Here is a 25,427-nt window from a genome sequence, read left to right on the forward strand (position 1 = left end):
ACTACGTTTAAAAACCGCAGCTACACAGAATTATTTACAGGGTCGAATTATTACAAGCTTGGTGTGCGTAATGGTTCCTCTTTGCCTGTCATTCTATTCACTGGCCACTGTGCACCTTTTTCATTCAAATTGTTTTTTAGCTTAAGCGCTAGTTTATTTAGAATTGAAGGTTCTTTAGCTGCTAGGTTGAATGATTCACCTATATCTTTATCTATATTATATAATTCCCATGTGTTGCTGTTATAAAAGTAAATTACTTTCCACCCATCAAGAATGAGTGTGCTGTGAGGCTCATAACCAGGGCCAAATGGTCCCCACACGTGCGGGTAATGCGTGACCATTTCTCGGCTTTCTTTTAGCTCACTATTTACCCAGTACTTAGTTGCGTCAATTCCGTCTACGATATAATCTTCAGGGAGTTTTGCTGTTGCCTTGGCAACAGATAAAATAGTCGGAAAGAGATCCTCAATCATGAGGGGCTGCTTAGAAGTACTATTTGGTTTAATCGGCAGCTCTTGCTGCAATTTACTTGTTGAGTCAATTTTTGCCCAGGAAGCAACATAAGGAACTCGAGATCCCCCCTCGTAAGCCGAACCTTTACCTGATCTTAACGGGTAGTTATGTGTATTCCGTTCGGTTCCTCTAGGGGTTGTCTCTCTAGTATGCGCAGACAGTCCACCATTATCGGAGGTAAAAATTACTAAAGTATTTTCAGCAAGGCCTTTCTCTTTTAAGTGTTCAAGTATATTTCCAATGCTGTCATCTGTACCTTCAACCAGTGAAGCATACCGCTCCTCGACTAAAGGAATGTCTATATTTGTTCCTTTGTACGGCCTATTTTCATAATTTCCAATAAAACGAGGGTGTGCTTCAATTGGAGTATGAACGGCATAATATGACATATTTATGAAAAACGGCTTTCCAGTGGCAGCTGCCTTGTCGATCTCTTCTTCTGCACGCCAAGTTAATACATCGGTTAAATGGACATCTTTACCATGATACTCAGATAAACCAGGAACACCTTGAGGATAACCATCAATGACTGGCATATCATTTCCAAAGTTTTCTTCCCCGTAGTACGAGGCGGGGGCTCCAGCAGCATGCCCTGCAACGTTAACATCAAACCCCATTTTTAACGGATCTGCCCCTTCTGTATTTAATGCACCAAAATGTGCTTTACCTATATGGACCGTATGATAACCATTCATTTGAAGCTGCTTTGGTAAAGTAACATCCTGTGGTTGTATGCCTTCTAAACGCCAGTCTGCAGGTGCTGCATTTGGTCCCCATGTACCAGAATGGTCTCCTTCAGCCAGCATAATCCAGTTAGTTACTTTATGTCTTGCAGTATTTTGCCCCGTCATTATAGAAGTTCGTGTAGGGGAGCACACTGCCGCTGCATAAGACTGGGTAAATTTTACTCCCGTCTTAGCCATATTCTCAATATTAGGTGTTCTAAAAAAGTCATTGGACGGCACTCTCTCGCGAGCAAACTGCAGCGAGGTATCAGACCAGCCCAGATCATCAACTAAAAAAAGTACAATGTTGGGTTGAACTTGGTTGGCCACGGCTTTTTCCATAGAGAAAGCTTGTGGAGCCAGCATACAGCTTGCCAGCAGACCAGCCTTTATTGCACTAGATAATTTATTGCTTTTTTTCATATATTCCTCAACTTTACATTTAGTAGAAGTAATTATTGTTTTTCCATGATAATTACTCTGTTTATTTTTCCGATAAAGTACCGAGTAATTCTAATGCGCTCCCCCAGCGCTCTAACTAGCTGTATATTGAGATCCAAAATAAATGTTCCGCTTTCCCTGCTTAGGATTGATTAGATATCTATGTGGCGCTGTATTCCAAGGGCTAAGGGCAATGACCTAGATGAGTAAAAAACATACTACTATTTTTTACTCATCAGCCTGGTTCAGTGAATGAACACTAGATATTTATGTGCTAAGCCTGGTCAGATACCATCATCTGAACTTTTTGGCTGAGTATTTTTAGCCAGCTCATCAACTAGACTTGTCATGCCTCTGTGCCCACATACCAGTGCCTGCTCTCTAAACTCAGCAGTAGATAACTCATTACGATCCATCATCATTTCAACAATGAGTTGCAAGTTGCAACCGGTTATCACTTCAGCATTAGAGCATTCCATCGATAAAGTTGAAGCGACACGAAACGGGGTTCCTCCTAAAAGATCGGTAAGAAATATCACCCCATGCCCACTGTCAACTATTTCCAGTGCAGTCTTAAACTCTTGCTCTAACCTCTGGGTGCTTGACTCAACAGGAAAGTCGATTGCTACAACCTGCTCTTGCTCACCAATAATCTGCAGCATCGCCTGGTGCATGCCGGTGGCGAAAGCCCCGTGTCCGCTAATAATAATACCTAACATATCTTTTCCTTTTTCGAGCAGGGGGTCAGCCCTGCAATATCAATAGTTTTATAAGAAACCTGCAAACTTTCCTACGACAGCTAGAGTTACGGTTAATACGATTAGGCGAACCGGACTCCAGCCTCGTTTCACCAATGCAAACATGGTTAGTGTGTATAAAAGAGGTAAGAAAGCCGGCATTAGTTTATCAATAACATCAGCCTGTATTTTTACTACCGCATCACCCGCGGTAATTTCCAGGGTTGTCGATAAATTGACGTAAGTAGCTACTAACGCTCCAATAACCGTCATACCGACAATTGAAGCCGCATGGGCTACTTTTTTTGTATTGGCTTTGATTATCGGGATAGCTGAGACTCCCATACGATAAGCATAATGAGCTAAACCGAAGCGTAGTGAGAAATGCACAACATTAAAGAGCAGGAAAAAAACTACTGCTCCCATAATTGACCCGTTTAATGCTAAATCCGCACCGATACCACCGCATATTGGCAGTAAAGTAAGCCAGAACATAGCATCACCAACTCCTCCCATAGGAGCACCAATAGCTATTTTTGTGCTTTGAATACTAGATACATTCTGTTTTGAACGTTCCATAGCCAGAATGATCCCCATGACAAATGTCACTAGGAAAGGATGGGTATTTAGAAAGCCCATATGTCCTTTCATTGCCTTGCTTAAATCTTCTTTATTGGTATGGATTTTATTTAGTGCAGGCAGTAAACCATAAAGCCAGCCGGCTGCCTGCATACGTTCATAATTAAAAGATGCTTGTAACAGGAGAGATCTCCAAGCCATTTTATTTATATCTGTACGGGTTAACTCAGTACCGATAGATTGGTCCTGATATTCATCCTCGCCGACTATAGACTCTGAGTTTAGTTTGCTGTTTTTACTAGATCCCATCTTCTGCTTCCTCGTTTTTAATTTGTACAGGTTCACTTTTTTTCATAAAGTCGATCAATGCCATAGCCAGTGCCGCTCCGGCTATTGCAAGAATGGGCAGTTCTAACCAAGCTGCTCCCACAAAGCCTAAAATAAAGTAGGGAATATAGGCGTTTTTCATCATTATTTTCATTAGAACTGCAAAACCTATTGCCGGCATTATTCCGCCTGCAACGCCTAATCCATCGATCAGAGTCTCTGGTAACGCTTCGACCATAGCTCCCGCATGTTCTGCGCCAAAGTGAATCGGCAAAAAAGCCCATAAAAAGTAAAAACTCCCCAGTACCAGCAGGGCCATGTAGTTCACTTTTTCTATCCCTTTAATATCTGCATTTTCGGCCATTCGGTCGCATTTAGACATCATTGGAGCCATGGCAGAAAAAAGGAAAGTTATTCCCATTTGTACTGCAACAGCGAAAGGAACCGCGATTCCAACAGCAACATCGGCAGATACCCCTGTACTTATCGCAAATGCGGCTCCAACAACAGTTCCTATTATGACATTTGGCGGCTGTGCTCCAGCCAGAGGAGCAAGCCCCATCCAAACTAGTTCAAGAGTTCCCCCTACTAAAATACCAGTTTGTAAATCTCCTAATATAAAACCTACGATAGGGCCTAAAACAACCGGTCTATGCATGTGCGTCAAGCCGTTAAAAAGATCCAGACCAGCTATAAAAGCTAGAATTCCAAGCATAAAGGCTTGTAACAAACTAATTTCCATTCTTCTATTCCTCGTTATAAAAGTTTATGAATATCAACTGCAGTTTCAGTTGGTATACCTTGAACCAGGCATTGAACTCCCAGCGACTTAAGCTGAATGAAATCCTCTATATCATTACTATTGACAGAGACCGTTTTATGAATTTGTTTTTTGCCTTCAATGAAATGCATATTCCCAACATTGATGTTGGATATAGGTACGCCCCCTTCAACTAAGGCAAGAAAGTCTGCAGGAGTTTTACAAACTATAAGTATTTTTTGCCTGTCTGCTGCTTTATGGATGTTAGCGATCACTTTTTGAATGGACCAAAACCTTATGCTGATACCTTCAGCGAGTACCATTTCCATTAGGCTTTGTTGAATCTCATCTTCAGCAACTTCATCATTAGCGACAAGAACAAGATTGGAACCTGTAAAGCCGACCCATTGAACACCGACCTGGCCGTGTACCAGCCTCTCATCTATTCTGCTTAATACTATATTGGGCATAAACCACACCTTTTGATTGAAAAAATTTATCTGCGAAACAAATGTTTTTATATTTATTGGAGCCCTTTGTATCTATTGATATATGAAGACTAAAGGGATTTTAATATGTTCTTTTCTTACTACTGCGACCCTAGAGTTAATAGGCTCATTCACTTTGATTATTTAAAACTGCTGCAAACAAAGATCGTTATGCAATTCATTTTTATAGTATTTCTGCAGGTCAATGGTCGAAAACAGTCATCTTATTTCCCTATCACCGGAGTGTTTTAGGAAATTACAACAAGACTAAATGGAAAGTTAATGAAAGCATAACGAAGCGTGGCGAAAGCGTGACGTGCATATCAAAAGTTTGTAATCTGACATGCTCATGTGTTGAATGTCACATTTTAAATTTCATGTTTTTAATATGAGTCACACACATTTTTATAAGTATCAATTAAATGTCAATTATATTCATTTGGTGATTAACTAAAGCCATTAATATTCAGCTTTATATGTTTAAATATCCTGGTATAAGAGGTATTAAAAATTTAATGTCTTAAGTTGTTGTTTTTTAATGTGTCTGTGTGGGTGTCTCAAGAGATTAATCTGTTCGTTTCAATTTTAATTTAATTTAGGTAACCTCTTTCGGTAAAGTTAGGAAGCGGCTTTTGTTTGTGACTCTCCTCCCGTTCTACTCATAAATAGATGTAACTTTTATGTGTGCTTACCAGTCAAATTAACCTTGTTAACCCACTGTGTACTGGGCTTCTTAGTATTTATAATTTTATATCTCTTGACTGGTTTTCTTTCGGTTGCTTTCATGGTCGGGGCGTTGTGTGACTTGCTGCTCAAAAAACATTCAATTTCTTTGCTTTAATTATGCCTGCCGTAAGACCTTTATATAAACCAATAACTTGGAGTAACAGATGAATCAAAAAATGTTTAAAAAATTGATTTTGGCAAGTGCTATTCAAGCATGCTTGTTAGGAGCGGCTTACGCAGCTCCCTTAACCAACCTAGATATTGTTAGTTTAAGTGTCGAAGATAATCAGGTATCAATGCAGACGGAAGACGCGGTTCCCGTTCGTGTAAGTTTTATATCCGACAGTACATTTAGGATCCAGGCAGGAAATTTTCAGGATGAAAAAGTAGATGCTTTAGAGGACCAGTGTGATTTATTAAACTGTAATGACCCTGACTTTGATATTGATGAACTCCCATCCATTGTTATTAATGAGGATCAAGGAGATGTTCCGTTTACATCAGAAAACCAAGGGGATTATCACTTATTGGCAACTGATGAAATTGCATTGCGTATTTATCATTCCCCATTAACATTTGCTTTATATAAAGCGGATAATTCAACTCTTATTTGGCAGGAACTCTCTCCTTTGGATATAGGGGCAACAGTTACTAGCTTTGACCAAACTGAACTTCGGATGCAAGACGGTGACTATAAAACGGTTCAAATACTCTCTAGCCATGAAAATGAACATTTTTATGGTGGCGGGCAGCAAAATGGTGAATTTGAGTTTAATGGTAAAATTTTAAAAGCGTCTTACTCTGGGGGGTGGGAGGAATTTGACAGGCCTAGCCCTTCACCACTTTATTTTTCTGATAGCGGCTATGGTGTTTTACGAAATACATGGCGAAATGGTGGTCACGACTTTAGAGCAATAGATAACGTCACCGCAAGTTATAATGAAAACCGATTTGATGCTTATTATTTTACCGCGGATGACATACCCGGGCTTGTTGATCAATATACCAAGTTGACAGGCCGCCCGCACTTAATGGCACGCTGGGCATATTACTTGGGAGATGCTGATTGTTATGAAAACAAAAACGGTGTTTATCCCCCCGGCTGGCCAACAGAACCAGGTGTGACGAGCGACGTTATCGATCAGGTAGGTGTTCCTTACAAAGATCATAATATGCCTGTTGGCTGGATTTTACCTAATGATGGATATGGATGCGGTTATTCAGAGTTACCAGAGGTTGTCAATGAACTTGATGATCTTGGCATTAAAACCGGGCTGTGGACTGAAAGAGATCTAACCGAAATTGAAACCGAAGTGTCTGCCGGCGTACAAGTTTATAAGTTAGATGTTGCCTGGACGGGACCTGGTAAATTGTACTCTTTGGATGCAAACAATAAAGCCCATGAAGGCCTCACTGACTTTTCTGAGACAAGGGGAATGGTATGGACTGTCATGGGCTGGGCTGGTACACAACGTTATTCAGTCACCTGGACAGGCGATCAAGCGACGAACTGGGATTATATACGCTGGCATATTCCTACCTACATTGGTTCAGGGCTTTCAGGACAAGCTTATCCGTCTTCCGACGTTAATGGTATTTTTGGCTCCGGCTCTGAGATATATACTCGTGACGTACAATTTAAAGCATTTAGTCCGGTATTAATTGCCATGTCGGGCTGGGACAGTGGAGAAAGAAAACATCCCTGGTGGTTTGAAGGCGGACAGCAGGGGCTTAACTATAGGGACATAAATAGACAATACTTAATGCTTAAATCTGCTTTGATGCCGTATACCTATAATTTTGCTTATGAAGCGGAACGTACAGGCGCTCCAATAGTACGGGCTATGATGTGGGATCACCCTGACATACCTGTTTTACAGGATGAAACTTACAAATATCAATATATGTATGGCGATCAACTTTTAGTTGCGCCGGTATTTGAATCTATGCTGGATAACCGTGGGTGGCGGCCTGATATTTATATTCCTGAAGGGCAATGGATAGATTATTGGGATGGTATTAGAACGGATTCACCTGAAGGTGGTGCATTGCTTGAGCAGTACCCTGTAACACTGAATAAAATACCTGTCTTAGTAAAAGCAGGTGCCATCATTCCTATGTATGAAGCTTCGCGTTCAGATGACTTACAAGATAAAAACCATTTGATGCTGGATCTATACCCATCAGGTGAGTCTGAGTTTATTCTATACGAGGATGATGGGGAAAGCCGAGCTTATCAAGAGGATAATGCGTACGCTGAAACGTTAATTACGATGTCTGCTCCAGAGATCAATGCGGGAAATATCTCTGTTTCAGTTGAACCGACCGTTATTCATAACACTTATGAAGATCAAATTGAGCAGCGTAATTATACTTTGATGGTACACAGTCTTATTGCACCAGATGCTGTTGATGTAAACGACTCTTCATTGACTGAGTATGAAAACAAATCTGATTTTGAATCTGCCAATACAGGCTGGTTTTATGATGAAACAGACAGATTAGGTATCATCTGGGTTAAAACTGACAGTCAAAGTGTAAGCTCTGAACTAGACGTTAATATAGCCATTCCAAATCAACCGTTACCGGAGACACCCAATTATCCCATTCCTTCATATTCAACTGATTTTGATAAAAACAACATTGAATATGTTGTAACGCCAGACAGTGACCCTAATTATCCTTTCTCTAACGCCTGGGATGGTGCTGATAATACGATATGGCGCTCCGCTGCTTCTACTCGAAAGCAGGCTCCAACTTCTTTTGTGATCGGCTTAGGAGATAACTTTATTACTTCAGGTTTTTATTATCACCCAGATCAAACTGACATCCAGGGGATGATAACTGAGTATAAAGTGTACTTGTCTAATACAAACGGCGACTGGGGGGCGCCCGTGGCATCCGGTGAGTGGCTGGCAGATACAGAATCTAAACTGGTAAACTTTGCTGGACAGAATGCGAGTTATTTAAAGGTAGAAATCTTAAGTTCACATGGAGAATATGCTTCCGCATCTCAATTTGATGTGGTCGCAACTAAAGAACCGCAGGAGATGAAAACGATATATTTGGAGTTGGAAGAGGGAGAAGTTGAGGGGAATGCGGAGCAGGATGTGGCAGTAACAGGCTCTGCGATGAGTATGAATGGTCTTGCTTTTGATAAAGGGCTCGGTGTTGATGCTCCTTCAAACATTACTTATCGTACTGACGGCACGTGGACTAACTTTCAGGCTGATGTCGGTATTGATGACAGTTGCAAGGATGATGGCATTGATAATTCTGTAATGGCTTCAGTATACCTGGATAATGTTAAGGCCTGGGAGTATGACATTTCAGGGCCAACAGTTGTTAAGCCTAATATCGATCTTTTTGGTAAAAGAATAGTTGAGCTTAAAGTCGAAAATAATGACGGTAATTTAGATGGTAACTGTATCAACTGGGCAAATGCCAGGTTCGATGGTCCAGAAAATGCCACCTTTAATGATTTTGATAAGTCGGCAATTACATTCTTAGTTGAGCCGGCTGCTCAGCCTGGTCAGGAGATACAAAATGCCTGGAGTGGCGACCCTAATCAGATATATCACTCGCCCTGGAGTCCTGTAGACGATACGGAAAAAGCTCCACAAACTTTTGTTATTGATTTAGGAGGTGAGTTTGAAGTTGAAACTTTTACTTATCAAGCTAGGGCAGGAGCGGGCAATGGTACTATAGGGGATTACAAGCTTTCTTTATCAAATGATTCTGAAATCTGGAGTGAGGTTGCGGCTGGATCATTTGAGGTACATGATCAAGTGCAGCGAGTTGATATAGACCCTTTTGAGGCGAAATACTTGAAATTTGAAGCTCTAACCGGATCCGGTGATTTTGTTTCAGCTGCAGAGTTTGATGTTTTTGCTAAATTTGCCGGCGATGAAGATGAGCCTGTAGATCCAGAGCCGCCAGTAGATCCATCTGAACCAGAGAAAAGTGGAGGCTCAACGGGGATTCTATTTGCCTTTGCATTAGCTGCTGTCGCCTTGAGTAGAAGACTCAAGATTAGCAGAAGATAAGGTTTATCGTTTGCTTAAAAAGTTTGAACGAGCCCTAATGCAGAGAGTATTAGTAAGTTAAACGATTCTGCAGAGGTTTTAAAATTGGCCATAACAATAGTTGCGGCCAGTTTTTGTGTTTGAATTTTCTAAATAACTGCAAATTATCGCTGGGTTTTACCAAAGTCAGTATATTGGTATAAAAATCATCTTAAAGCTGTGCCCGAAGTAAATCACAATAGCTCGCTGGTCATCCATTTCAGATTCAGTAAAAATAAAACGGCATTAACACCAGCACTGCTCAAAAGACTACTCAAACACGATTACTTTTGTTATGTATTTGTGATGAAAAGGTGTGAAATGGATCAGGTCTATCGATCGCCATCGTTGTCGTGGATGATTTTTAAATATATGCTCGTTATGTAAGTAAACGAAAGTTAATGTACTGGTTTCGTAAGGGGTTAAGTTAAAGTGCAAAGTGCAATCGAAAGGCGGACCGAAATCGTCAGTGTGGTTAACCGTGATGGTACAGCCCGTGTCGAAGACCTCGCCGCACAATTTAATGTCTCTAGTGTCACTATCAGAAATGATCTTAGCCTTTTGCAAAAGAATGGATATGTTGTTCGTTCACACGGTGCTGTCATTCCAGGCTCAGGGGTTCTTGCTGAATTGACTATTCAGAAAAAGCGTCGCCGAAATATCGGTATTAAATCTCAGATAGGGCAGGAAGCTGCAAAACTTATCGAAAGCGGTAATACCGTTATTTTAGATTCGGGCACTACTACAAGAGAAATCGCCTCTTGTTTGAAGTCGCTGGAAAACGTAGTGGTATTAACCAACAGCCTTGATGTTGCAATGGAATTGACAGTAGCGCCTGGTGTCGAGGTATTGATGTCGGGCGGAGTATTACGGAAAAGCGCACTCTCTTTTTCGGGCTCTCAAGCGGAGCATAGTTTGAAAAACTATCGTTTTGATAAGGTATTTTTAGGTGTTGATGGTTTTGATTTGAAAGCTGGTATCACAACTCATAATGAACAGGAGGCAAGTTTAAACCGCTTAATGTGTGAGATATCTGAACAAGTGATAGTCGTTACAGACTCAAGTAAATTTGGAAAACGTTGTTGTCATATGATTAGAGACTTAAGAAACGTTGGTGTGCTAGTAACGGATGCTGGTATTTCTGGAGACTATTTGGCTACTTTAAAAGAAATGAACGTCGAAGTTATTATTGTAGAAAAGAAGGTGAGTTCTCTCACATCATAGCAACATTTTTTATATATATGTTGTGGTGTTAGTAAATGAAGTTCCTTCAAATTATCGTTTTAGAAGTGTTTAAACCTCTTCTTCCTATTAATACTCTTATGCCTGCTGCTTTGTTTCTTTAGCAAATGGAGTTTTTTGGGATGTGTTACTCGGTTAACTAAAGTAATAGAAAGGTTGCCAAAGACTTATTTGCTGAAGTTTTTTTGTGCAAACATTAGCAATGTGTCTGGTCTTGAAGTGCGATATGAATTACGTAGTGATAATACGTCAAATCAGACCATCGCAACTACCGGGAAACTTGATTCAGAGCTTGCTAAAGCTGGCTGCTGATACGTACTTTAATGAAAGAAGCAGAAATGTAGATCTTCTATTCCCATCTGTTATTTATGCCTAGATCTATGCTTTTCACCAAGATACTAGAGAAGTATTTAGAAAATAATAAAAATATCCAAGGTGACGATGAAGCGTTTTTTAATACATTTAAAACGTTAGTTGAAGGTGCTGCTTTTTATACTAATGGCAGCTTAAAAAAGTAAAAACTGTGTGCTAGGAGAGTATGTTCATTTTCTATTTCCAGTTTTTTGTTGGTGATGATATCCGCAATATAAAATAGAAATGTTGGAGTAATAAAAATGTCGAAAGTAGTTACATTAGCGATAATAGGAGCCGGTTCTCGTGGTTCAATTTATGCGCAGTATGCTTTAGAAAACCCTGATAAAGCAAAAGTAGTCGCAGTTGCAGAGCCTAGAAAAACCTATCGAGATAATTTAGCTAAAATCCATAACCTGCAAGATGAAATGGTTTTTGAATCTTGGCAAGATGTTGCGGTGCAGGACAAAATAGCTGATGCCGTCATTATCTCAACTCAAGATCACATGCATGTAGAGCCCGCTGTTGCATTTGCAGATTTGAAATATCATATTTTATTAGAAAAACCAATGGCTCCAACCGAAGAAGGCTGCCGAACTATCGTTAAGGCTACCTTAGATAATGAAATACAACTCTCTGTTTGTCATGTATTACGTTATACGCGTTATACACAAAAGCTAAAAGAGTTACTCAACTCTGGAATTATTGGAGATGTGATAAGTATGCAGCATCTAGAACCGGTTGCATATTGGCATCAGGCCCACTCCTTTGTACGTGGTAACTGGCGAAATCAAGACCAATCAACCTTCATGTTATTAGCCAAAGCTTGTCATGATCTGGACTGGATCAGTTATATAATGGACACAAAGTGTAATTACGTCAGTTCTTTTGGTCACCTTTCCCATTTTAAAAAGCAATACCAGCCTATTGGCGCATCATCTCGGTGCTTAGACTGTACTTTCAAAAATACTTGTGCATATTCCGCCAAGAAAATTTATCTAGATTCATTTGATGCGAACTGCACTTTACCCTCTGGTGTGCATAAAGGATTTCTGGAAGTTATTACTCCAAACCCTACACGGGAGTCATTAGAGAAAGCCTTGCTCGAAGGGGATTATGGTCGCTGTGTTTATGACTGTGACAATGATGTAGTTGATAACCAAGTTGTCAATATGGACTTTGAGGGGGGGAAAACAGTCTCTTTTACTATGACTGCCTTTACAGATTATGCAGAACGGAAAACGCGTATTTTTGGTACTAAAGGTATGCTTGAGGGAGATACATCAAGTATTAAAGCGTATGAATTCCTTACTGATAAAACGACGAGTTATGACATCGAAGCAAGTGATCCTGACAGCGCTATGACCCTGCATGGCGGTGGGGATTATGAAATCATGCGTTCATTTATTGATGCTATTCGGAATGATGATGAAAACGAGATTGTTTCAGGTGCTAACGCTAGCTTAGAAAGCCATTTAATGGTTTTTGCGGCAGAGTCTGCTCGTTTGAATAAAGAAGTTGTGAAAATAGATCTTATGCTGAAGTGAGTGAATGTTAAATAAACTGGTGGAGATATAATAATGAATTCAATTAAGCGGAGCCCTAGTCTTAGTCAGGCTCTATTACCTGTTGTCGCTATGTTAGGTTTCTTTTTTGTTGGTGGTTTTGCGGGGCTTCCGTTAGAGCTATTAATGATGGCATCTGCTGTGGTCTCTTGTGGCCTAGCGGTATACTTGGGTTATGGCTGGAAGGAGATACAAAAGGCAATGGGTGATAAATTTGCTCAAGCTCTTCCTGCTATTTTGATCTTACAAGTCGTAGGATTTATGATTGGTGCGTGGATGATTTCCGGTACGATCCCTATGATGATTAAACTTGGTATTACTCTTATTAGCCCGCAATTTCTTTTTGTATCGGCTTTTGTGGTAACGAGCATGGTTTCCGTCTGCACAGGTACATCCTGGGGCTCGGCGAGTACGATAGGTGTTGCACTTATGGGGGTTGCCGCTGCGCAGGATATTTCTCTTCCTATTACTGCTGGTGCAGTTATCTCTGGGGCTTATTTTGGTGATAAGATGTCTCCACTTTCAGACTCTTGTAATATCACTGCAGTAGCCGCTAAAGCAGATATTTTTAAACATATTAAAAATATGACTTATACCTCAGTGCCATCCGCTATGATTGCGATTGTCGTTTTTACATTTCTTGGTTTTTCCTCCGGAGCAGCAACTGATGAGGTAAGTGCTCAAACAGCTTCTTTACTGGCTGACATGGAAAGTATTTTTAATCTTAACTTCAGTTTGCTTTTACCCGTTTTGTTTATTCTTGTTGGATCATACTTTCAAAAACCTGCGGTATTGCTGATGATGGGAGCTTCTGTTATTGCATCTATTCAGGCTTTAATTATTCAAGATTTTACAATTCAGCAAGTTATGGATTCAGTTTTACATGGTTTCAATGTTTCAATGATCCATTCAGCAGGTGTTGATCCCGAGTCGATAAGTGATGCATCAGTGAAGTTGCTTAATCGTGGTGGACTTTATTCGTTAATTAACGCGGTTATTATTATTCTGTGTGCATTTACGATTGCAGCTGGCTTGGAAGTTTCAGGATCATTAAAAAAAATCATGCGAACCATGGTTGCTAAAGTTGAAACAGTTTTTGGTTTAATCAGTGCCACAATGGTGTCTGGTGCTGTATTAGTATCAAGCACTTCACACGGAGGTGTATCTGCTTTAATCGTTGGTGACATGTTCGGTAAAGTTTTTGATGATCAAAAGCTGGCTCCCGTAAACTTGTCTAGAACGATGGAAGACTCGATAATTATTACCGAGCCTCTTATGCCGTGGACGGTATCGGGTATATTTATGTCGGCCACCCTTGGAGTTTCTGTTTTAGAATACGCTCCTTGGGCATTATTTTGCGTTACAGGTGTTTTCTTTTCTTTAATGTGGGCAAAACTGCATGATATGGGAGTATGTAAGTTACGCGCTCATGATGTAGAAGAGCTGGTAGCCTTAAAGGCACATTCGAATAAAGGCGAGTCACTTGTAACTGCTTAATTTCTAGTTGAAAATAGTTTAACTTCTCTGCCTCGATGGATTTGAGGTATATTTTAAACTGGATATTGATAGTTTCCATAACCATTTGTATTGTCAGTATTGTCAGTTTTAGGTAAACAGAAAATTTTACAACAAATAATTAAATAAAAGGCGCGCTATTTCAGATAGTGCGCCTTTTTTATAGTTAACTAAGGCCAGGTATTAAACCGTCTGAGTTACGCTCTGCTGCTTTTCTTTGAAAACAACGAGTGCAATTACCAATGCGGCTGCAATCGGTAATGCTGACGCCATGCCTACTTCATATAGAGGCAGAAAATCAAAGGCGCTCATATTCACACCTGCAGCTTTAATACCGTCCAGCAGGCCGAACAGGAAAGCAACGGCTAATACAAAACGAAAAGACAAGGTTTTGTTAGCCAGGAAGTTTTTGCTTAAAGTCAGTGCGACTAATGCAATTGCTATCGGATAAACCGTATATAAAACCGGTACAGAAAGGCTGATCAGTGCACTTAAACCAACATTGGTTACCAGTGCGCATAACGCACAGTTAAGAATAACCAGCAGGCTGCGGTTCCAGTCGGGTCTTAGTTTATGCAGGAAATCCGACATAGCGCTTACCAGGCCGACAGCAGTGGTTAAGCATGCTAATGCTACCACTAGTGACAGTAATACCTGACCCGGCATGCCGAACAGTGCTTCAACATAGATAGCGATGATTTCGCCGCCGTTGCTGAGGTTTGGGGCTATTTCCTGACTTGTTGCGCCTAAGTAGAATAGTGAAATGTAGACAAAGGCTAAACCGCAGGCTGCAATTAAACCGGAAATTGATAAGTATTTATACTGCGCCCGCTTATCACTGATACCTTTGGCTTTGATAACATTGATGATCAGCATGCCGAAGACTAACGAGGCAAGCGTATCCATGGTGTTATAACCTTCTAGGAAACCTTTAATAAAAGGTGTCTCTACATAATCTGCAGTGGAAGGGCCGATTTCAGATAACGGGTTAAGGAAAACAGAAACTGACAAAACGACTAATAGAATAATAAGCAGGGGAGTAATCACTTTACCTACCATATCAAGCAGTTTTCCGGTTGATAAGGACAGGGCACAGACAACCGCAAAAAACAGTACCGAGAACACTGCTAAACTAGCCGTACCTGGTGCTGACAGAAAAGGTTTAATACCGATTTCAAAAGCAACTAATGCGGTTCTAGGCGTGGCAAAGCTTGGTCCTATTATGATGAAAACAGCTAATGCCAGTATTGTTGCTAAATTACCCGGCAGGTATTTTGCCATGGTGGTTAAACCGCCGCCGGCTTTGGCGACAGCAATCAGAGTTAACAGCGGCAAACCTACTGCGGTGATAAGAAAGCCTAACATCGCCAATATATAGTGATCACCGGCCATTGCGCCCGCGAGAGGTGGAAAAATAATGTTACCGGCACCTAAAAAGAATGCAAAGTTCATAAAACCTAACGCAAGTAGGTCAAATGAGGATAGTTTTTTATTCATCTAAATGTGTTCCTGTTTTTGTTACTGCGGCGGCCTCTGCTGCCGGAGTTAACGCTGTTTTTAGTTTTTCAAAGACACAGTGGAAAACCATAAAATGTCTTGAACCTTTAACTGCTGAGTTCATCCCTGGAAAAAATATATTTCAAACCACTTTCAGATACAGGAGTCGACCTGTTGAGAAGTTTTAACTTTTTATAAGCCGGTAAGCATGAATTGAAAAGTGAATAATTAGTCATTATCCATTAAGGCCGGGTAACGCAGAGAAACACGTTTTGCAGGTCTGTTTTAACATCTTCATTTATCTTCGATCTGTATATTTAAGTTGTTTGATTATGTCCACCCAAGCAGCCAAATCCTTTAGAAAGCTCAGGTGGTTTATATTAACAAGTGCACTCTAGTGGGATAAAGAAGTATTTATCTTGATTCAAAGCAAATTATCGATTGTTTGTATTAGCCAATAATTGTTGTGATAGTTTATTGCTGTTTAGCAGGACAAATCCGGCATTTTATTGTCCAATATTTGATGAATTGAGCTTTAATTTGACTAATAGTCTAAGTTAGATGCGTTTTTTTAGGTTTTACTGAGACTGTTAAACAGCCGCTGTTTAGCAGTTAATCTGCCCGTTGGGGCATAATCATGCGTTATTTTTATTTTTCAATTATGTATTTAGGGACATGAATATCTTGGTATTCAAGTGTAAAACTTTTACACTGCCCGTATTTAAACAAGAGGTAATTATGCAGTTAAAAGAGATAAATAAACAAAAGTATCGCCGTCATTTAAATATTGTAATTCTTTTCTGTATCGTTTTTTTAACTATCGGCAGTCTCGTTGCAGCACAAATTCTGATTATGTTTTTTCCATCAGAAAGCGGCACGCATTTTCACTGGAATTTAATCGGGGTAATCAGCTGCGCTTTATCACTGCTGTTGTTATTAGTGAAATTTAAAACTCATGTTTTTATGACGGAAGTGACTTATGTGTGGGAACTGAAACAGGTTTTGAATCAAATATCACGTAAGATGACGAAACTTAAAGTCGGCGCAGAAAACGGCTGTTCAGATGCCATGACCGCGATTCATTTTAGCTATGCCGGCTCACGACAACTGTGGCTTCTGGATGATAATACACTCAATATGAACAGCTTAGTGCGGCAGCAGGAAGCGCTGGAAGCTTTAGCAGTGCGTTATGATTTAACGCTCGATGTGAACGCTTATCACAGTGATATGTTAAACGGGTTTTAATATTTGCCGCTATGAAGGGCAGCGCACTGCGTATTTTAAATAAAATACGCAGTGCGCTGATCCTGGCCTTTAAATCATGAATCTTGCTACGCTGTCATTCATTCCTTGTGACAGTGATTTTACATTCATACTTTCACTGCGGGTCTGCTCACTGGCCTCTCCTGTTTCGATGGAAATATCACTGATACTGACCATAGCGCGTGCTACCTCCTCAGATACCGCAGCCTGCTCCGTGGTCGCTGATGCTATCTGTCCGGTCATATCATTTATATGTGCGACATGTTTGACCACTAACTGCAGGTTCTGATCGGTTTGTGTCGCTGCATCAATTGTATGTCTGGTGGCTTCTTTACCTGCGGACATACTCTCTGATGCGGTTTGTGATAAAGCCTGTAATTTTTCTATTATTTTCTGAATTTCAACTGTTGAGTTCTGCGTACTGTGTGCCAGACTCCTTACTTCATCGGCAACAACGGCAAATCCACGGCCTGCCTCACCGGCACGGGCTGCTTCTATGGCCGCATTTAAGGCGAGTAAATTGGTCTGATCGGAAATGCCGGTGATAACATTTAACACTTCCGCTATTTCTGCCGAGCCCTGTTTAAGTTCATCAACCACTTCGCCTGCGTGGTCTATTTTTTGTGAAGTATTCGAAATTAAGGTCATGGTGTCTGCTACCATGCGGCTGGCATTGTGGATCATATCACTGGCTTCGGCTGTGGTATTGGAAGCATTTACAGTATTGCCTTCTACCTCTTTAACGGTTAAGGACATTTGTTCAATGGCACTGACCACCGTTTGGATTTCTTCCGTCTGGCGGCTGACACCCTGATTAGTCTGTCCGGCAATAACTGACAGACTGTCGGAGGCAGATGCCAGGTTTTGCGATGAACCGACTAAATTTTTAACTAAATTATGAAACTCGTTAAGCATTGAGTTTATGGATTTGCTTAATGCGCCCAGTTCGTCATTCTTTAAAATATCTAAGCGCTGGGTCATGTCGCCGTTTCCTGCCTTAAGCATCACTTTCTGAATGCTTTCTATGGGTTTGATAACAGCGCCGATAGTATAATAAGCGATGCTTAACAGCCCGCCTAAACTAATCAGGATCATAATGCCCATGGTAATGATATTTTCAAATAATTTTTCCTGAATATCACTGATATAAATACCTGTTCCAATGACCAGATTCCAGGGTTTGTAGATAAGAGCGTAGGATAATTTGTCTTCTGAGGCACCGCCGCTGACACGTTGAAACTTGTATTCGACATAACCTCGCCCCTCTGAATTTTGAGTACTGCTTAAAATATCCCGGTAAAGAAAACGTCCGTCAGCATCTTTAACTGCAGCGACATTAACACCGGTTCGTTTACCTTTTAAGGTTGCCTGCAGAGTCATATCCGTAGTGAAAGCAAAAAAGTAACCGCTGCCGCTGTACTGCAGCTCAGGTGCTGTTTGGTAGAATTTCTGCTGCGCCTGACTGAGAGTTAACTCACCGCTGCTGACTTTTTTCTGAAATGATTTGAGTAAACCTTCAACAGTTTCAACCTGTACTTTTAACTGTATTTTTCTGTCCTGGTAGAGTTCATCATTAATTAATGAGAGCCCTCGATAACCGATAATCAATATGGAAACTAATGAGAAAAAAACAAAAAAATAAACTTTTTGTTTGATGGTAAATGACATATATATTCCTTTATATTTTTAGTGCAGATTATGTATAACTCCCGCACTCTACTGTAAGCAGACTTAATATGCCAATGAGTTAATTGTTATACTTAATTGTCAGGAATAAAACTTTAATTACGCTGATAGCATTACCTGTTTACAGGCATCTTTTTAAATATCAAAACAGATCAATTAGTTATACGTAAAGGTGTTGATCTATTCAACTGAAATACAAAGCGCCTATTTTTTCTGCTGTCATTTTTTATATTTAAAAAATACAACGTTAAATTTTTTTTTGCTGTTTTTATGCAGCTTATTGCTTTGTATATGTGTTACTTACCGTTGTTTTAGGTTCAGATTGCAGTTGTTGTGTACGCAGTGCAAAAAATGTGATCTAGCTCCGTTCGTTTGATGTTTTTTTAATCACCGTACCTTAGTCGCCATTCATTGTTGAGCGCACGTTGCCAGCTTGAGTGCGGTTCTTCGAGAGGTTTAAACAGTTTGGTTTTTTTTGCACTGCCGGTTACATACTGCGGTGCTAGAATAGTCGGATCTCCCCATACTGAAAATTCACCCTTTACTGATTGAGCTTCCGGGCTGAGCATAAAATTAATCGCAACTAAAGCACCGGCTTCAGCGTTGGCATTCCATGGAATTGCTAGGAAATGAGCCTGGGTTAATGCACCGTTTTTAAATGCATAAATTTCTGTTGAATCCGTCAATGAACCGTTAGCTTGTGCGCTGATCACTTCATTGGGGTTAAAGGTCAGTGCAAGATCTAATACACCTTCATTTAGTAACTTAATCATCTGCGCACTGCCGGTCGGGAATTCTTTACCCTGCTGCCAGGCAACATCATGAAATTTATCTAAATAGGTCCATAAAGGGGAGCTAATCTGCTGAAAAGTCTCTGCATCAACCATCTGATAGAGCGGCTTCTTATCTGCACTTAATTCAAGCAGGGCTGCTTTAAGGAAACTGCTGCCGATAAAGGAGGGCGGTTTCGGGTAGGTTAATTTGTTCGGAGAGAGTTTTGCGTAGCTGAGCAGTTCCGAAAAACTGTTCGGCGGGGTAGTTGTCCGGTTTGTATCGTAGATAAAAAGCAGCTGGCCTATGCCCCAGGGAACTTCTAATCCAAGTGTCAGTTCGGAAAAATCTTTGTCGACGGGCAGTGATTTGTTGACCAGTACCCAGTTAGGAAGCCTTGTCGAGAAAGGTTTAGAAAGCAGTCCGTGCAGTTTCATTTTTTTGAAGTTTTCGCCGTTAAGCCAGACAATATCTACCTCTCCATTGCTGTTTCTTCCAGCCTTTTTTTGATCGATGAAAGGCTGGATCAGATCCGCTGTATCATTAATTTTGACATGTTTTAAGGTCACGCCGTATTCCTCCAGCAGGCGTGTGTTTACCCAGTGTAAATATTTATTTATCTTTTCACTTCCCCCCCAGGCATGCATATAAACAATTTGACCTTTAGCCCGATACTCAACTAGCTTCCAGTGTAGTGCCTCATCCTGATAAGCACCGCTGGTCATCAGCAGGCAGATCAGCAGCAAGAGTTTTTTCATAAAACATCCCCTGTTTTTTATCTCAAATTGTACCTAATCTGATTCAAACAAGCATGTGCAGAAGATAAGTATAGGAGAAGTTATGTAACAGCGTCTTCATATAGCCGCTAGATTTTCTCTTTCACGCCTATAAAATAAACGGACTTCTTTTGCGGCTAAACAGGTTAATGCTGGAATGGCTGATATAATTACAGGTTACGGCAATAATGTTTATTAAGCTGTTCGGTGTATCAGGACTGCTTGTTAACTGTAAATCCTATAAGGATGGTTACAATGTATATAAATATGATTAAGTTAATTAGCCCGATTTTTTTATTGTTATTTATAACCGCCGGCTGTACTTCAGGAGATAAGGCACATTCCCTATCATCTGCTGCGCAGGAAACGGCTTCCGTATTTGGAGCTGAATCAGCTTCTGAAGTTGATGCAGAATTTGAAACATTTTCCGGGCCTGTATCTGGTCCGATCGTTATACCGGCTCTGATACCAGAATCTTTTGGTTTTACTTCTACCTTATATATTGACGGCAGATTGAAACAGTCATGTGCCGATTACAATGCTTCCAGCCGAACGTGCGGCGACGGCAGTGACAGAGCCTTTTTTAGTATAGCCGCCGCCGGTACAGCAGCAGCTCCCGGTGTAAACTTTTTGATCCGCGGGGGCGATTACAAAGAAGCCCTTCATATCAGTACTTCCGGAACGGTGGATGCTTACCTTGGTTATTCTGCTTACCCTGGAGAGGTGGTGACTTTAGTCGATGTCGATTCCTGGGACGGCGCTGAGGAATACGGGGCAATCTGGCTGGATCAGGTATCCTACGTACTGGTGAATGAAATCGACGTACGCGGTTCAATTGGCTTCGGACGGTTATTAAACTCGCATTATAACATTATCAGTAATAGTAACTTTAATGAGTCGAAGATTTGGAACGACGGCAGGGGAGCCAGCAAACGTGGTGGTTTATATATTGCTTTCAGTCATTACAACCGTATTTTAAACAACCACTTCTATAAGGGCACTGACTCTCTGGCGATGGTTCATTCAAATCATAATCTGGTTGAGGGCAACCGTATGGATCTGGCCGGTCATGATATCTGGAATATAAAATGCGGCAGCTATAACGTCATTCGTAATAATCACTTCAGCAATAAGAATCAGAAAATCGGCTCAGTATTTGACTGTGAATCATCAACCTTAGCCTGGCATGGGAATGGTAAGTTTGCTCAAAGGAAGGCTGTGCTGAACAGTACACAATACAACCTTATTGAAGGAAATATATTCCGAGACTCAGTAAGGTATTACTCAACCAGCGGCGGCAACGGTATCCAGTATGCCGGACAGAACGGTATTATCCGCGGCAATCGGTTCTTTCGTGTAAACGCCGGACTTGCTATGGCGGCTTATCGAGATGAGGCAACTTATAATTACGGCAATCGTATTTATAATAATACCTTTCACAATAACTGGTGTACGGCTGTCGCGATTGGTAAACCTATTAACAAAATGGGTGATAATCAATATAAAAACAATATTTTATGGGATAACCAGGGGCTCAGTCAGGAGCAGTGTTACGAAACCAGTGCCAAGCAGATCCTGCTGCTTTCCCGTTTAAAAAGCGGGGATCGTTTTATGAATAATAATATCGCCAGTCGGGCAGGTGAAGATGTGCTGGGCCTATGGGGTAATCCTTCAGCTTATACAATCAGAGATTTTGAAAACAGTCTCGGCACCATTAGTTTCTCTGAAAATTTGGCTGTAGATCCGCTTTTTACTAATGAATATGAAAATGACTACAGGCTGCGCTCTGCCAGTCCGATGGTGGACAGCGGCGCTTTTCTAAGCACGGTGACCAGCGCTTCCGGCTCCGGCAGTAAACTGCAGCTTGCTGATGTTAACTCTTTTTACGACGGTTTTGCTATTCCGGGAGAAGTTGGCGATAGGGTGCAGATTGAAGGGCGGACTGCAACTGCGGTGATCATTCATGTTAATCACAAGCATAAAACGATTACGCTGGACAAAGCGCTTACCTGGAAACGCGGGGAGGGCATTGGACTTAGTTATAACGGTTTGAGACCTGATATCGGCGCTTTTGAACGCTAGCTACGGCCGCATAATTCGGTTTTTAGACAGCAGGAAAATAAGGCAGGGCAAGGGTGAAAAAAGTAATCATGCTGTTAAGTTTACTGCTTACTCTTACATTAGTGCATGCGGAGGAGAAAATTCTGCAGGCAGATTTCCGCCATCGTCCGCCGGAAATGGTTGTTACAGGAGAGCAGATATCCGGACCTTTGAAGGATATTATTGAACAGGCCGCAGATAAAATAGGTTATAAAATAAAATGGCGGAAGGCGCCTTTTATTAGAAGCTTAAAAGGTCTGAAAGGCGGCAGTGTAGATCTTTTACCCAGGACGGTGAGAAACGAAGCAAGAGAAAAGTTTATCACTTACCTTGGTCCAATTGGCTACCAGAAAAAGGACATTTTATTTTTAGTAAGAAAGGGCCGGCAGGATTTGATTAACCACTATCAAGATCTCTACGGGATCAAAATAGCAGTTAAAAGAGGCACTGCTTATTTCAAGCGTTTTGATCAAGATAATGGCCTTGAAAAGCAGGTGCATATGGATGATGGAAATATGGTGCGAATGTTCCAGCGGGACAGGTTTGATACCATGGCAGTACTTGATCGAGAAGCACTTGAAGATGCACTGCATAGGCATAATATAACGGATTATGCCTATGCGAATTATAAGTATATTCAGAGAAATGGAAATTATTACGGCATGCCAAAAAAGTATGCCGGCAGTAGAATATTTAATCAGCTCAATAAGAGTCTGCTCAATATGGTAATTTCAGGTGAAATTACTCATATCTATAAACAATACGGGATTCGACCTCCTCTTCAGGATAAAGAAAAGTAACTGGCGGGTAGGTGCAGAGCAGACTACCGCAGCCGTAAATCTTAAAATATTTACGGCTGTATTGATGTCCGGTAATCTATATTATTTATTAACCACTTTATTACTGCTTTCAGATTTAAGCTGCTTGGCTAGATCATTGTTCTTTTCAGGTGCTGCCAGCTGGCCGCTGTTTTTGTCGATACTGGACACTGCTGTTTTTTCCATCGGGTGAATATCACCAAAGAACAGGCCGCCGCGGTCAATACTTAAATTGTCGCTGAATGCCGATCCGGTAATTTTACCTTTTTCGAGAATTTCTACCGCATTTGCATAACATGAGCCGTTAACCACACCATTGACTACGATTTTTTCAGCATAAATTTCACCTTTAACGCAGCCTTCGTGACTGATCACCACCATTTTTTCAGAAATGATCTTGCCTTCAACCTGGCCGTCTATCTGAATATCGCAGGCTAGTTGGATTGTACCAGTAATTCTGCATCCACTTGCGATAATAGTTGTAGCTGAGAGCTTATTTGGCGCTCCACTTTTTTTACCAAAAATTCCCATTTTACCGCCTTTTCTTTTTCAAATATTGAATCAAAATTATTATTATCCCATTTTACAAACGAGAGCGGATCCAGTGCTCTGCCGATAAATCTAACTTCGTAGTGAAGATGCGGGCCCGATGATAGACCCGTGTTACCCGATTTGGCCAGCAGCTGTCCTTTTTCAACAAAGTCGCCGTTTTTAACTTTAAAAGCGCTTAAATGTGAAAACGATGAGGTAAAACCGAAACCATGCTGAAGACGTATAAAGTTACCTGACCCTGCATTACTTTTACGTGCAATTTCAACAACACCATCGGCTGTTGCATAAACGGGCGTGCCGGTATTAACCGCAAAATCGAGACCGTTATGTCTCTTTTTTTTATTAGTTACCGGGTGAGTACGGTAACCAAATCGTGAGGAAAGGCGGGCATTTTTAACCGGTGCACCGTTAGGTATTGATTCCAGCAAACTAATACGGACTGCGGAATTAACCGCGGCTATATTTAAGCGCAGATCAAAACTGCTGTCTTTTTCACTGCTTAATGATGCCGGGTAGCTGTCTGTTTCAAGGTATTGTTCAATCTCATCGAGGCGTGTTGAAACGTCACTAATAAGAGAGTCTCTGTATTCTAGATCCTGTTCAAGGTCTTTGTTTTCAGAATTTAAATTTTCAATGGTCGACTGCAGCGTTGAGCTGTGCTGTTTGAGTTTATCTTCCTGTGCGCTGACTTGATCAACTTTTTGGGTAAGGTAGGAAAGGTTAAAAGCAACGGCTAAAATCACCAGTAAAAAAACTGCCGCTGTGATTTTTAGAAATTGAGAATGCCATTTCTCAAAATGAAAACCTCTGGTTCCGTAAATAGTTGATATTGTAATGATGGATTTGTTTTTCATAGTAATAACGTGTTTTGGGCCATACCTTTATAATGCACAGTAACGATTAAATGCAGCAGTATTCTTATCTGTTCAAATTTAAACAAGCAGGCAATAGTAGAGTATTACCTGCAGATTTACAGTAGTTTTCGAATTAGGTTTAAAAAAACAGCTGCGGGATCTAATTATTGAGTTGATTTTATTAAATTATAATCACCCTTTCTGCTGTTTAAACACTCTGCTGTTTAAACACTCTGCTGTTCAAGCAGTGCCTGCAGCTCATGTAAGGAGCTGACCTGATAATGCGGCCTAATGTCTGCCGGATTTTCCAGACCGTTCACATTTAACCAGCAGGTATCGAGGCCGGCATTTAAACCGCCTAATATATCTGAATGGGGATTATCACCCACCATCAATACCTGATCTTTCTGCGGTTGTCCTATGCTGGCAAGTGCATGTTCAAAAATTCCCGGGTGCGGTTTGGCAAGGCCGACCTGCTCGGAGATAATCAGCGAATCGAAGTATTCAGTGAAACCGGTGCGTTTTAAACGGATCTCCTGAAGTTCGGTAAAACCATTGGTAATAATGCCCATTTTGACTTTGCCGTGCAGTGAGGCAAGCAGTTCTTTAGCACCGGGCAGCGGTGAACAGATATCGGCCATTGCCTCCAGAAAAGCGCTGTTTAAAACCTGTGTGCTTACGTTGAGTTTTTCTGCCCATCCCTCAAAACGGATATTCTGCAGCTGTTTAGCGGTAATTGTACCGTCCTGGTAGTCGACCCACAAAGGTTTGTTGGTAACCTGGTATTCCTCATAATCATGACGGGTAAAATCAATGTCGTAACGTGAAAACATTAACTGCAGCCCCTTAAATGCATCAAAGTGAAACAAGGTTTCATCAGCATCAAACAGGATCCATTGGTATTTCATTATTTATCTCCAGCGGCTGAAAAGCCTTTAAACATGCAGTACTATTTCTGCTAAGTCTGCATAATAAGCTAGTTAGCAGCTAAACCCTAATTAGGTGTATTTGCAGATGATTAAGCATGCTTCTGTGCATGGCTGTCACTTCTTTCCCACAGTACTTAAACCTCTGCGT

The 25,427-nt window shown here is 40.9% G+C and carries 18 protein-coding genes; 7 read left to right on the forward strand and 11 right to left on the reverse strand.

Annotated elements, in window-relative coordinates; genetic code table 11:
• Positions 1-50: 50 nt before the first annotated feature.
• The 5 genes from G327_RS0115145 to agaV form a co-directional block, all read right to left on the reverse strand.
• On the reverse strand, positions 51-1,661 hold the full coding sequence (locus G327_RS0115145; RefSeq protein ID WP_019615645.1) for a sulfatase: 1,611 nt from the start codon (positions 1,659-1,661) through the stop codon (positions 51-53).
• A 302-nt stretch (positions 1,662-1,963) separates the two neighbouring features.
• Positions 1,964-2,398, reverse strand: coding sequence for a PTS galactosamine/N-acetylgalactosamine transporter subunit IIA (gene agaF, locus G327_RS0115150; RefSeq protein WP_019615646.1), 435 nt, complete (start codon positions 2,396-2,398; stop codon positions 1,964-1,966).
• A 48-nt stretch (positions 2,399-2,446) separates the two neighbouring features.
• Positions 2,447-3,304: a PTS N-acetylgalactosamine transporter subunit IID gene (gene agaE / locus G327_RS0115155; protein WP_019615647.1), complete on the reverse strand. Its 858-nt coding sequence runs from the start codon at positions 3,302-3,304 to the stop codon at positions 2,447-2,449.
• The gene (gene agaW / locus G327_RS0115160) at positions 3,294-4,064 is read right to left on the reverse strand and encodes a PTS N-acetylgalactosamine transporter subunit IIC (protein ID WP_019615648.1); all 771 of its coding nucleotides are present in this window, start codon (positions 4,062-4,064) and stop codon (positions 3,294-3,296) included. The genes agaE and agaW overlap by 11 nt, the downstream gene beginning before the upstream one ends.
• Before the next feature lie 14 nt (positions 4,065-4,078).
• Complete coding sequence (gene agaV / locus G327_RS0115165; protein WP_019615649.1) at positions 4,079-4,552, reverse strand: PTS N-acetylgalactosamine transporter subunit IIB; 474 nt, start codon at positions 4,550-4,552, stop codon at positions 4,079-4,081.
• Positions 4,553-5,460: 908 nt separating this feature from the next.
• On the opposite strand from agaV, the gene G327_RS0115170 reads away from it, so the two are divergent.
• The 4 genes from G327_RS0115170 to nhaC all read left to right on the forward strand — a co-directional run bounded on the left by G327_RS0115170 (position 5,461) and on the right by nhaC (position 14,015).
• Positions 5,461-9,342, forward strand: a complete 3,882-nt coding sequence (locus G327_RS0115170; RefSeq protein ID WP_019615650.1) for a discoidin domain-containing protein — start codon at positions 5,461-5,463, stop codon at positions 9,340-9,342.
• A 450-nt stretch (positions 9,343-9,792) separates the two neighbouring features.
• Positions 9,793-10,584, forward strand: a complete 792-nt coding sequence (gene agaR / locus G327_RS0115175; protein ID WP_019615651.1) for a transcriptional repressor AgaR — start codon at positions 9,793-9,795, stop codon at positions 10,582-10,584.
• 632 nt (positions 10,585-11,216) lie between these two features.
• On the forward strand, positions 11,217-12,500 hold the full coding sequence (locus G327_RS0115185) for a Gfo/Idh/MocA family protein (RefSeq protein ID WP_019615653.1): 1,284 nt from the start codon (positions 11,217-11,219) through the stop codon (positions 12,498-12,500).
• A gap of 33 nt (positions 12,501-12,533) precedes the next feature.
• Positions 12,534-14,015: a Na+/H+ antiporter NhaC gene (nhaC, locus tag G327_RS0115190; RefSeq protein WP_019615654.1), complete on the forward strand. Its 1,482-nt coding sequence runs from the start codon at positions 12,534-12,536 to the stop codon at positions 14,013-14,015.
• Positions 14,016-14,216: 201 nt separating this feature from the next.
• Here nhaC and brnQ read toward each other — a convergent pair whose 3' ends face one another.
• Positions 14,217-15,530 carry a branched-chain amino acid transport system II carrier protein gene (gene brnQ / locus G327_RS0115195; RefSeq protein ID WP_019615655.1) on the reverse strand — a complete coding sequence of 438 codons (1,314 nt, stop codon included), beginning with the start codon at positions 15,528-15,530 and terminating at the stop codon, positions 14,217-14,219.
• Between the two features lie 738 nt (positions 15,531-16,268).
• Here brnQ and G327_RS0115205 point away from each other — a divergent pair.
• Entirely contained in the window at positions 16,269-16,775 is a 507-nt protein-coding gene (locus G327_RS0115205) for a DUF3087 domain-containing protein (protein ID WP_019615657.1), read from the forward strand.
• Positions 16,776-16,844: 69 nt separating this feature from the next.
• Here the strand turns inward: G327_RS0115205 and G327_RS0115210 are convergent, their stop codons facing one another.
• Both G327_RS0115210 and G327_RS0115215 read right to left on the reverse strand, forming a co-directional pair.
• Positions 16,845-18,461 carry a methyl-accepting chemotaxis protein gene (locus tag G327_RS0115210; protein ID WP_019615658.1) on the reverse strand — a complete coding sequence of 539 codons (1,617 nt, stop codon included), beginning with the start codon at positions 18,459-18,461 and terminating at the stop codon, positions 16,845-16,847.
• Positions 18,462-18,862: 401 nt separating this feature from the next.
• Positions 18,863-20,008, reverse strand: a complete 1,146-nt coding sequence (locus tag G327_RS0115215) for an ABC transporter substrate-binding protein (protein WP_019615659.1) — start codon at positions 20,006-20,008, stop codon at positions 18,863-18,865.
• 273 nt (positions 20,009-20,281) lie between these two features.
• On the opposite strand from G327_RS0115215, the gene G327_RS0115220 reads away from it, so the two are divergent.
• A complete protein-coding gene (locus G327_RS0115220; protein ID WP_019615660.1) occupies positions 20,282-22,108 on the forward strand; it encodes a NosD domain-containing protein in 1,827 nt (608 codons plus the stop codon).
• 53 nt (positions 22,109-22,161) lie between these two features.
• Positions 22,162-22,926, forward strand: a complete 765-nt coding sequence (locus G327_RS0115225; protein WP_026339381.1) for a substrate-binding periplasmic protein — start codon at positions 22,162-22,164, stop codon at positions 22,924-22,926.
• A gap of 81 nt (positions 22,927-23,007) precedes the next feature.
• Here the strand turns inward: G327_RS0115225 and G327_RS0115230 are convergent, their stop codons facing one another.
• From G327_RS0115230 to yjjG, 3 genes are all read right to left on the reverse strand, one after another.
• The gene (locus tag G327_RS0115230; RefSeq protein ID WP_051090320.1) at positions 23,008-23,475 is read right to left on the reverse strand and encodes a bactofilin family protein; all 468 of its coding nucleotides are present in this window, start codon (positions 23,473-23,475) and stop codon (positions 23,008-23,010) included.
• On the reverse strand, positions 23,379-24,350 hold the full coding sequence (locus tag G327_RS0115235) for a M23 family metallopeptidase (RefSeq protein ID WP_019615663.1): 972 nt from the start codon (positions 24,348-24,350) through the stop codon (positions 23,379-23,381). Before G327_RS0115235 ends, G327_RS0115230 begins: the two co-directional genes overlap by 97 nt.
• A gap of 224 nt (positions 24,351-24,574) precedes the next feature.
• Entirely contained in the window at positions 24,575-25,258 is a 684-nt protein-coding gene (yjjG, locus tag G327_RS0115240) for a pyrimidine 5'-nucleotidase (protein WP_019615664.1), read from the reverse strand.
• Between the last annotated feature and the right edge of the window lie 169 nt (positions 25,259-25,427).

Origin of the sequence: Psychromonas ossibalaenae ATCC BAA-1528 (assembly GCF_000381745.1) — a bacterium.
Classification (GTDB): Bacteria; Pseudomonadota; Gammaproteobacteria; order Enterobacterales; family Psychromonadaceae; genus Psychromonas; species Psychromonas ossibalaenae.